This window comes from Chitinibacter sp. ZOR0017, assembly GCF_000799095.1.
Classification (GTDB): Bacteria; Pseudomonadota; Gammaproteobacteria; order Burkholderiales; family Chitinibacteraceae; genus Chitinibacter; species Chitinibacter tainanensis.
Map to the genome: position 1 here is coordinate 26,606 of NZ_JTLG01000032.1, position 9,501 is coordinate 36,106.

9 protein-coding genes are annotated in these 9,501 nt (G+C 56.7%); 7 read left to right on the forward strand and 2 right to left on the reverse strand.

Annotation, left to right across the window (positions count from 1 at the left end):
• Positions 1–22: 22 nt before the first annotated feature.
• A complete protein-coding gene (ispB, locus tag L991_RS10915; RefSeq protein WP_052190821.1) occupies positions 23–1,036 on the reverse strand; it encodes an octaprenyl diphosphate synthase in 1,014 nt (337 codons plus the stop codon).
• 188 nt (positions 1,037–1,224) lie between these two features.
• On the opposite strand from ispB, the gene rplU reads away from it, so the two are divergent.
• The 7 genes from rplU to L991_RS10950 all read left to right on the forward strand — a co-directional run bounded on the left by rplU (position 1,225) and on the right by L991_RS10950 (position 9,263).
• Positions 1,225–1,536 (forward strand): 50S ribosomal protein L21, encoded by a 312-nt coding sequence (gene rplU / locus L991_RS10920; protein ID WP_028448430.1) that lies wholly within the window; start codon positions 1,225–1,227, stop codon positions 1,534–1,536.
• Positions 1,537–1,551: 15 nt separating this feature from the next.
• Positions 1,552–1,824, forward strand: a complete 273-nt coding sequence (gene rpmA, locus L991_RS10925) for a 50S ribosomal protein L27 (protein ID WP_028448431.1) — start codon at positions 1,552–1,554, stop codon at positions 1,822–1,824.
• 167 nt (positions 1,825–1,991) lie between these two features.
• Entirely contained in the window at positions 1,992–3,155 is a 1,164-nt protein-coding gene (gene obgE / locus L991_RS10930; protein ID WP_028448432.1) for a GTPase ObgE, read from the forward strand.
• Between the two features lie 149 nt (positions 3,156–3,304).
• The gene (locus L991_RS10935) at positions 3,305–4,567 is read left to right on the forward strand and encodes a hypothetical protein (protein WP_047395253.1); all 1,263 of its coding nucleotides are present in this window, start codon (positions 3,305–3,307) and stop codon (positions 4,565–4,567) included.
• Between the two features lie 17 nt (positions 4,568–4,584).
• Entirely contained in the window at positions 4,585–5,244 is a 660-nt protein-coding gene (locus tag L991_RS10940; protein ID WP_028448434.1) for a hypothetical protein, read from the forward strand.
• Positions 5,244–8,084 carry an AAA family ATPase gene (locus L991_RS10945; protein ID WP_047395256.1) on the forward strand — a complete coding sequence of 947 codons (2,841 nt, stop codon included), beginning with the start codon at positions 5,244–5,246 and terminating at the stop codon, positions 8,082–8,084. Before L991_RS10940 ends, L991_RS10945 begins: the two co-directional genes overlap by 1 nt.
• A 9-nt stretch (positions 8,085–8,093) precedes the next feature.
• Positions 8,094–9,263 (forward strand): class I SAM-dependent RNA methyltransferase, encoded by a 1,170-nt coding sequence (locus L991_RS10950; RefSeq protein ID WP_047395259.1) that lies wholly within the window; start codon positions 8,094–8,096, stop codon positions 9,261–9,263.
• Positions 9,264–9,311: 48 nt separating this feature from the next.
• On the opposite strand, the gene L991_RS17770 is transcribed toward L991_RS10950, so the two are convergent.
• Positions 9,312–9,501 (reverse strand): hypothetical protein (locus tag L991_RS17770; protein WP_231550540.1); only part of this gene is annotated, 190 nt, incomplete at its 5' end.

Sequence of the window (9,501 nt, forward strand, 5' to 3'; positions counted from 1 at the left end):
TTTCTTGTCGGCTTGGTCTGGCTTAACTATTGCGCGCAATTGCTAGGTCGGCCAGTGCCAACAAGGCTTCAGTGTGCGGGTTGCTGGGGAGTTGGCTCAGGCAGGCTTTTGCGCGGGCGGCTTCTTCGCTGGCGATTTGCCGGGCGTAATCCAGTGCGCCTGATTGCTGTACGGCAGCCAGAATCGCAGGGAAGTGTTCACGCTTGGCGTTTTCCAGAGCATCTTTCACCAGCGCTGCGGCGCTGCTATCGCCCTGTTGCATAATAAAAATCAGTGGCAAGGTCGGTTTGCCTTCGGCGAGATCGTCGCCCAACGATTTGCCAATTTCTTCCTGTTTGCCAGAGTAATCGAGTACGTCGTCGATAATTTGAAAGGCGGTGCCCAGATGCATTCCATAGCGCGCGAGTGCATCTTCGGTGTCTGCGTCGCTGTGATTCAAGATCGCGCCCAGGCGTGCGGCTGCTTCAAAAAGCTTGGCGGTTTTGTAGCGGATCACTTTTAGGTAGTCGGCTTCATCGATGTCGATATTGCCGATATTCATCAGTTGCAGCACTTCCCCTTCGGCGATCACATTGGTTGCGTCAGCCAGTACTTCCATAATCCGCATCGAGCCGCAATTTACCATCATCTGAAAGGCGCGGCTGTACAGAAAATCGCCCACCAAAACGCTGGCCGCATTGCCAAACAGGGCATTGGCGGTGTCACGGCCGCGGCGCAGGCTGGATTCGTCCACCACGTCGTCGTGCAGCAGGGTGGCGGTGTGGATGAACTCGATCACGGCTGCCAATTCGTGGTGGTGCTGGCCTTGGTAGCCCAGAGCTTGCGCCGAAAGCAGGGTGATCATGGGGCGCAGACGTTTGCCGCCGGATGAAACAATATACTCGGCCACTTGTCGTACCAGCACGACATCGGAATAAAGGCGCTCGCGGATCACCTGATCCATTTGCGCCATGTCGGCATCTACGACCGATTTGACAAACTGCATCGACACGCTGTGCTTACCCTTGGGGCTGTTGGCCTCGTGGCCGTTAATCATTGAGTCGCGTGATTTTAGCAGAGATGGGCTTCTTGCGCCCATTCTTGCCGTGGCTACGCAGGAAAAGTGTTGGGTAAGTCCTTGACTTTACATGAACATGCGCTTAGTATGCTCGATTCTCAATTTTGAGATGCCGCGCTGCGCCGATTGTGCGCTGGCGCGTTGGGTCAAACTCTTAGGAGCTTGTTATGTATGCAGTCGTAAAAACTGGTGGCAAACAATATAAAGTTGCTATCGGCGAAAAACTTAAAGTAGAACAGATTGCTGCAGACATCGACAGCCAAATCGTACTGAATGAAGTATTGATGGTGGCAGACGGTGATGCGGTTGTAATTGGCGCCCCAGTGGTTGCCGGTGCTGCCATCAAAGCAACTGTAATTTCTCAAGGTCGTGGTGAGAAGGTTCGCATTTTCAAAATGCGCCGTCGTAAACACTACATGCGTCGTGCTGGCCATCGCCAGAACTACACTGAAATTCGCATTGACGAAATCGTTAAGTAATTAAGGAGCTGAACCATGGCACATAAGAAAGCTGGTGGTAGTTCGCGTAACGGTCGCGATTCAGAAGCCAAACGCTTGGGTATCAAAGTTTACGGTGGTGAGCTGATCCCTGCGGGTTCTATCATTGTTCGTCAACGTGGTACTGAATTCCACGCTGGTGACAATGTAGGCATGGGCAAAGACCACACCCTGTTTGCAAAAGTTGACGGCTATGTACAATTTGCAGTGAAAGGCGCCCTGAAGCGTCGCACTGTAACTGTACTGCCATACACCGGCGAAGAAGCATAAGCTTTTTCCTGGTTCGCTTGGAAAGCCCTATCCTGGTGATGGGGCTTTTTTTCTTTTAGTGGGCCAGCAAGGTGATTTAACAGGTACATGCAGGGGTATGTGCTGGTGCGCGTTAAATTACTTTGTTTTTGGGGCGATACCCCGGCTTGTTGAGCTGGAGAGCACATATGAAATTCATTGACGAAGCAAAAATCGAAGTCATTGGCGGCAAGGGCGGCAATGGTTCGGCCAGTATGCGCCGGGAAAAATTCGTGCCCCGCGGTGGCCCGGATGGTGGCGATGGCGGCCGGGGCGGTACGGTGTGGGCAGTGGCCGACGAAGACATTAATACCCTGGTGGATTACCGTTTTGTGCGCAAATACAAAGCCAAAGACGGTGAAAATGGCCGCGGTGCCGATTGCTATGGCAAGGGCGGTGATGACATCGAGCTGCGCATGCCGGTGGGGACTGTGCTCAGTGATGCCGAAACCGGCGAAATCGTCGCCGATCTGACCACCAATGGTCAGCGCGTGGCGGTGGCCAAGGGGGGGCAAGGTGGTTTTGGTAATCTGCATTTCAAATCCTCAACCAATCGCGCGCCGCGCCAAACCACGCCCGGCGCCGAAGGCGAACGCCGCGAACTGAAGCTTGAATTGAAAGTGCTGGCCGATGTGGGCTTGCTGGGGATGCCGAACGCCGGTAAGTCGACCTTTATCCGTGCGGTATCAGCGGCCAAGCCGAAAGTGGCGGATTATCCGTTTACCACGCTGCACCCGAATCTTGGGGTGGTGCGCATTGATGATAATCGCAGCTTTGTGATTGCCGATATTCCTGGTCTGATTGAAGGCGCGGCCGAAGGCGCGGGCCTGGGGCATCGCTTCCTGAAACATTTGCAGCGCACTGGTATTTTGCTGCATCTGGTGGATTTGGCACCGTTTGATCCGGATACCGATCCGGTGGCGGAAGCCAATGCGATTGTTGAAGAGCTGCGCAAATACGACGAAGAACTCTACAACAAGCCGCGCTGGTTGGTGCTCAATAAAGTCGACATGATTCCGGAAGAAGAGCGTGAAGAGCGCGTGCAGGCTTTCCTGAAAGCCTATGGCTGGGAAGATGTGCAGCGCGATGAATACGCCGCCTTCGATCCGGCACAGCCACGCTACTTCGTGATCGCTGGCCTGACCGGTGAAGGTTGTCGTGATTTGGTCTACGCCATCGCCGATTATCGCGATGCTGCGAAAAAGCTGGCCAAAGAAGAAGCCGAAGCCGCCGCCGCCCGCTTGGCCGCCGAGCAAGAAGCTTTGTTGGCGGCTCGCGCTGCTGCGCTGGCCAACGACGAGGACATCGTTTAAGCCTTATCCCGCCTCGGGCCACCGGTTGCAATGACCGGCGGGCGCGAGGCGGTTCTCTCTGGCTGCAGCCTAGCCAGCCTCCCGCTAAAGGCATTGTTTTTCACTTCGTTTGCCTTTAGTCTTGCTGATCCCTGTTTTTTGTCATCTCCATGCAAGACGAAAATCTGTTTTCCGATTTTTTCCAGCCCGGATTTGTGCCGCATGAATTGCCGCAAGTGGCCGAGCTGTTGCGCGCGCGCACCTATATTGATGCGCTGATCGCCCTGTTTCGCGGCGGGGAAGATGAAGTTTTTGTCCGCCTGATTGTCTTGCGCGAAATCGGTGCACGCGCCGATGCGCCGCGCTGGTCGCCGCAAGATTTGCAGGCCCACTTTGCCTATATCAATCAGGTAAAGCTCGATACCGTCCTCAAGCGTTTGCGTGATTACGGCCTCTTGGTTTGGGATAGTGACGAGCAAATGTACGGTATGGCCGAGGCCGGCCGGGTGGCGCTGTCTTCGCTGGGCACCATGCTGCAATTCGCCGAGGGCGACGCCGAGCTCGGTTATCTCACTTCGCAGGTGGCCGCCGGCCAATCGCTGGGGCAAGTCTCAAACGAGGTGCTGCTCAATCTCTTGGCGCGCTTGAACGAGCTCTATGCGGATTTCGAGGCGGCGCTTGAGTCGCAATCCGAATTCCAAATTCGCGCTGCGCGCGAAAAGCTGGAAAAAGTCTGGCAATGGGTCGAGAAAGGCACCGATGTCATTCGCGCCGTGCTTACCGACGAAACCACCGATCAGCGTGTGTATCAGGTGGCGCAATCCATTGCGCTGGCGCAGGCGCGGATGCTGCGGCTGACTTCGGTCTTCCATCGCCGTCTTTCCGAGCTGGCCTCGCAACGTGTGCATTTGGGGCAATCGGGCCTCTCTACCACCAATGTGGCCGACTGGTTGCGCCGACAAACTCAGGCCTCGCTGGCCGAATTGGGGCGTGATCTGATTTTGTATCACCCCGAGCCGCATTTTGTGGTGTCGGACATTCTGCTCGATATTGCCGAATTTGAAATCTGCGAACGCGAGCGACCCGACAATAGCGTCAGCGATATGCCGCAAAGTGCCGCCGCGCAGGAAGTGGGCGCGGTGGAAGCTGAGCGCCTGCTGGCGGCTGAAGCCTTGTACGACGAGTTGAATCAGCTGGCCCAACTAGGCGCCGGCAGCGACCTACCCGACGCCGTTCTGGCGCCCACGTACAACGAAACCGCTTACCGCCTCTCGCTGCTCTCGCTACTGGGCGATGCCGAGGCGGCGCTAGAGAAGAGCGTAGTGGCCGACATTGTGAAGCTACCGCTGCGGCTGGAAGCGCAAACCGAGTTGTACGAACCCGATCACCCCGAGGTGGCCAGCATCAGTGCCGGCCGCCTGCATCCACTTTGAAATAGGCTGCAAACAAGATGGATCAAGCCCTGAATATTCTGGTCGCGCGCCTGTTGGCGCAGCGCTTTGTCCCCCGTAAAGACCCGCTCGCGCGGCGCGCGCTGATTGATGAAGCTTTTCGTGAATCACTTGAGCATCGTCTGGCCGATTGCGGCTTGCAGCTCTTAGAAAACCCCTATGCCGAGCACATCGCCGTGGCGCTACAGCCGCAGATGGAAGACTGGGTGTTTGGCGAAGGCGAAAACTGGCTCTCCAACAATATGGGCCTGCCGCGTGATGGCATTGCCCTGCTGGTGGTGATCTGGGCGCTGATTATTCTGCCCAAACGCGAACGCCAAATCGCTCGCGTGGAAGCCGGCAATGAAGAGCAAGGCGATCTCTTTGGGGCAGAAAAACCGATCGAGCACGGCGAGCAAGTTGCACAGGGTGTATCGGAAGACGCGCTGTATGCCGATTTTGGCAAAGTGCTGGGCGGTAAAATGCGCTTCACCACCAATCTGGGTCAGCTGTCGAAACTGGGCTTTGTGGTGCGCCGCAACCGGATGATTTTTGAAGGCCCGCTGCTGGATTTGATGATCGACTACGCCAAACTGGCCCCGCGCATTATCAATGGGGCGCTGGCGGATATCTTGCAATTGCCCGCCGCCAAGCTGGCGGGTGAGGCGGAGGAAAACTAATGTTCCAGATCAAAACCCTGGAAATGGTGCACTGGGATTTCTGGCAGCGCATCACTGTGCCGCTGGATGCCCAGATTGTGACCATTGTTGGCCCGAATGGCTCGGGCAAAACCACGCTCTTGGACGCTTTGCGCACCATGCTGGCGCTGAAATGCTCGGGCCGGCGTGATTACAAGCGCTATGTGCGTAACAACAAGGAAAACATCGCCTGGCTGCGCGCGGTGGTGAATAACCCGAAACGCACCGGCGGTGGTTTTTTTCCGTATCTGTTTTTCCCCTTAACCAGTGAAACCGTAACGCTGTTCTGCCGGATTAAAAAGCAGGGCGGGGATTGGGTGCGCCAGTATGCGATCGCCGAAGGCGATGCGGCGCTGGATGGGCAAACCGAGCAAAATCTGCAATGGCTGGGCGTGGGTGATTATCGCCGTCGGCTGGAGCAAGCCGGCCTGACGCCAGCAATTGCCGAGGTATTGGCCCTGGAGCAAGGCGATACGGACAAGCTGTGCGAATACTCCCCCAAGGCATTGCTCGACTTGGTATTCCAAGTCTTTGGCGACAAGGAAGTCCTTGATCATTACCAAGAGGCCAAACTACGTTTGCGCGAAGCCGAGGGCGAGCTGGATAAGATGCAGCAGCAGCTCTCGCAGCTGGGGCTGGATGTCGAGCGTTTCCGCCTGCGCGCCAGCAGCTACCTCGAATGGTGTGCGCTGGGCACGGATACGGTACGGCTAGAGCGTGAGGTGATCCCGGCGCTGCAAGTGGCCGAGGCGCAAGATGGCCTGCGTCATGCTGTGCAGCAATATAAATTGCAGCGCCGCAATCTGTGGCACAAGCGCGCGGATCTGGGGCAGCTGGATAAGCGCTTGGCCGTGGCTCAAACCGCTGCCAATCAAACCCTCAGCGGCGAGCAGCAGAGCAAAACCGATTACGAAGCGCTGTTTGCGCGCTTTCAGGCGGTGCGTGATGCCGCCCGCGATACCGAGCGCATCATGCGTGAGGGCGAAAAGCTGCGCGAGCTGGCTGAGCGTGAGCATGGCGCTGACGCGATTGGGCTGAATGATCAGCTGGCTGAGCTGAAAGTCAAAGAAGCCGAGCTGAAACTGGCGGTGAAGCAGGCGCGCGATGAGCGCCAGCAATTATCCGAATCCCAGTTTGCCCTGCAGGCCGGTAAAGCGCCGTCACCCGATTTTGTGCGGCAAATGCGCGCTGCGCTGGACGAAGCGGGCATTCCACATCAGCTGCTGACCGAAATTACCGAAGTGACCGATCCGGCCTGGCAAGATGCCGTGGAGGCGCTGCTGGCGCCGTCGCGGCATTTGATTTTGCTGCAGCGTGAAGCCGACAAACAGCGCGCCTGGGAAGTGGGCGAGAGGATGCGCTATCGCCACTTTATTGTGTCCGAACGTGAACCGGCGCCACGGGCGAATCTGGGCTCGATTTTAGAAATCATCGATTTCAAAGCCAATGTGCCGCCATGGTTAAGCCGTCAGCTGAACGGCATTCAGCGCGTGAAATCGGTAGAAGCCGGTAGCCGCCTGAGCTCGGACTGGATTACCCGTGAGGGGTATTACCGTGAACGCCGCGGTGCGCGTTTCATTGGGATTGATACCCGCGAATACGCCTTTGGCGAAGCGGCCCGTCATTCGCGCTTGAATGATATTGCGCTACGCCTGAAAGCCCTGAACGATCAGGTGCTGGATCTGGAAACCGAGCTTGCCAGTGTGCAGCGCGATATCCAGGGCATCACCGTGCAGCTGATGGGCATGCAGGCGGTCTTGCAGCTGGCCAATCGGCAGGCGGAATTCGCCGCTGCGGCCGAGCGCTATCCGGCCGAGCAGGCTGAAGTGCAGCGCATGGGGGCGGAGCTAGCCGCCGCGCAAGCCGCACTGGAAACCTCTCGCGAAAGCCGTGCCGATTTACGCTTGGCCGCGCAAAAAATCGAAATCGAGCGCGATCAATTCCGCCGCGCGGTGGATGAGCTACAAGCGCAGCTCACGCGCCAGCGCAACGAGATCAGCCGCCAGCTTGGCGCGATTCGCGTACTGAAAGAAAAAGCCCTGCCGGCCTGGCTATTGCCGCATGTGCTCACACAGCTGAAAGAAGAATATCGCAGCGTCACCGAGGTGAAGCACATTATCGAGCGCCAGCAAGAGCAACTCACGCAAGCGCATTGGGAGCGGGACGAAACCATCATCCAGCGCCGCGATAAGCTGGTGGCCGACTATGGTGCGCTGGAAGATGAGGCGCAGGGGCATCGCCAAGAGGTGGAGCGCACGGCTGAGCTGACCGATGAAGCGCGGGCGGCCTATATCAATAAGCTGCGCGCCACGATTCGCGCCTACGGCCGCAATATCAAAGGGCTGGGTGATCTGGCCGGGATTGATGTTGAGCTGGATATGCCGCATCTGGAAAACGATGACGTGGTGCTGGCGCAAGCCGGCCTCACGGCGCGGTTTAACTTTGACCAGAAAGGCATGATGGGGCTGAACGATGGCGAAGCCTCGGGTGGTCAGCAGGTGATGAAGTCGCTGATTCTGCTGATTGGCCTGATGATGGATGACAATAATCCATCCGGCTTTGTCTTTATTGATGAGCCGTTTGCCCACCTGGATATTTTCAATATTGACCGGGTCGGTGGTTTCCTGAAAGCCACTCAGGCGCAATATCTGATCACCACGCCGCTGACGCACAACACCAATGTGTATGGCCCATCCGAGCTGACGCTGACCACCCGGAAAAAACGGCCCGGCGAAACTTGGGCGCCATTGATCATGCAAACCCGCCGTCGCACCGAGCAAAGCGGCGCGAATGCAGATACAGTGGTCAGCAGTCACTCTTAGGAAAACGCAGTGCTACAAATATTTCATTTTTTTGCGCCTTGTCCGCGCGGGCTGGAGCCAGTGCTGGTGCAGGAGTTGCAAGCGCTCGAGGCCAAGCAGATTAGTGCGACTGATGGCGGGGTGGCATTTAGCGGCCCATGGCCGTTGATGTACAAGGTCAACCTGCATTCGCGGGTGGCCAGCCGGGTGCTCTGGAAGCTGACCGAGCGCAGCTACCGCAATGAAGACGATCTCTATCGCCTGGCTCGCGATACCGAATGGGCCGAGCTGTTTGCGGTTGAAAATACCATCAAGGTGCAAGTGACTGCCGTGCGCTCGCCTTTGCGGAGCCTCGACTTTATTGCGCTGAAAGTGAAGGACGGTATTTGTGATCGCTTCCGCCTGAAAACTGGCAATCGTCCAAGTGTCGATACTCGTGAGCCGGATATGCGGATTCACCTGTATCTCACTCACAAAATGGCCACGCTGTATCTCGATACTTCGGGTGAAGCGCTGTTTAAACGGGGCTATCGCGTGGAAACGGGCGACGCGCCCATTCGTGAAAATCTGGCCGCAGGCATTTTGAGCTTGAGCGGCTGGACGCCTGAGCAGCCTTTGTATGATCCAATGTGCGGCTCTGGTACTTTTCTGATCGAAGCGGCAATGATTGCGCGCCGAATCGCGCCTGGTCAGCGGCGCTCGTTTGCCTTCCAGCAGTTGCGTATGCACGACGATCAGTTCTGGCAGCAATTGCGCTCGCAAGCCAAAGTGGCCGAATTGCAAAGCAATGCACTGATCTACGGTAGCGATGTCTCCAGCACGGTGCTGAATCATGCTAAAGCAAATATTGAAGCAGCAGGACTGGGCGAGGCCATTCAGCTGAAACAGCTGAATGCCGCCGATGCCAAAGCGCCGGCAGCAAGCGGCGTTTGGGTGTGCAATCCGCCCTACGGTGAGCGCCTGGATGAAAAAGAGCGTCTCGCGAGTCTGTATCCGCAATGGGCTGCGACCTTAAAGCAGCGCTTTGCCGGTTGGAATGCTTATTTCCTCACCGCGGACCTAGATCTGCCGAAGTTTATGCGTCTGAAAGCCAGTAAACGGACGGTGCTGTTTAATGGCCCACTCGAATGTCGCTTGTTTGAATACAAGATGGTGGCCGGCAGTAACCGTGAAAAGACGGCAGAAGAAGCCGCAGAGTAACCCAGCCTGCGTATCAATTCACTTAATCAGCCTCAAACACAGCCCGCGTCAGCGGGCTGTGGTGTTTTTAGGCTGTGTTTTGGCGATGTTTGCGCTGGTGCTGTGGCGTTGCTGGGCTTGGGATCTGATTGTTTCTCTTGGCTTGGCGCGATTTTCTTTGGTGTTCGCTTCTTTGCAAATCAATCGCTTATCGACTTGTTGGTGCTTTTTCGTTGGGTTGGTGTTGACGTGTTTCCGA

Bases quoted from the DNA above. Each gene is read 5' to 3' on its own strand.
- rplU (WP_028448430.1), top strand. From the start codon at position 1,225: ATGTATGCAGTCGTAAAAACTGGTGGCAAACAATATAAAGTTGCTATC.
- obgE (WP_028448432.1), top strand. From the start codon at position 1,992: ATGAAATTCATTGACGAAGCAAAAATCGAAGTCATTGGCGGCAAGGGC.
- ispB (WP_052190821.1), bottom strand. From the start codon at position 1,036: ATGATTAACGGCCACGAGGCCAACAGCCCCAAGGGTAAGCACAGCGTG.
- L991_RS10945 (WP_047395256.1), top strand. From the start codon at position 5,244: ATGTTCCAGATCAAAACCCTGGAAATGGTGCACTGGGATTTCTGGCAG.
- L991_RS10935 (WP_047395253.1), top strand. From the start codon at position 3,305: ATGCAAGACGAAAATCTGTTTTCCGATTTTTTCCAGCCCGGATTTGTG.
- L991_RS10940 (WP_028448434.1), top strand. From the start codon at position 4,585: ATGGATCAAGCCCTGAATATTCTGGTCGCGCGCCTGTTGGCGCAGCGC.
- rpmA (WP_028448431.1), top strand. From the start codon at position 1,552: ATGGCACATAAGAAAGCTGGTGGTAGTTCGCGTAACGGTCGCGATTCA.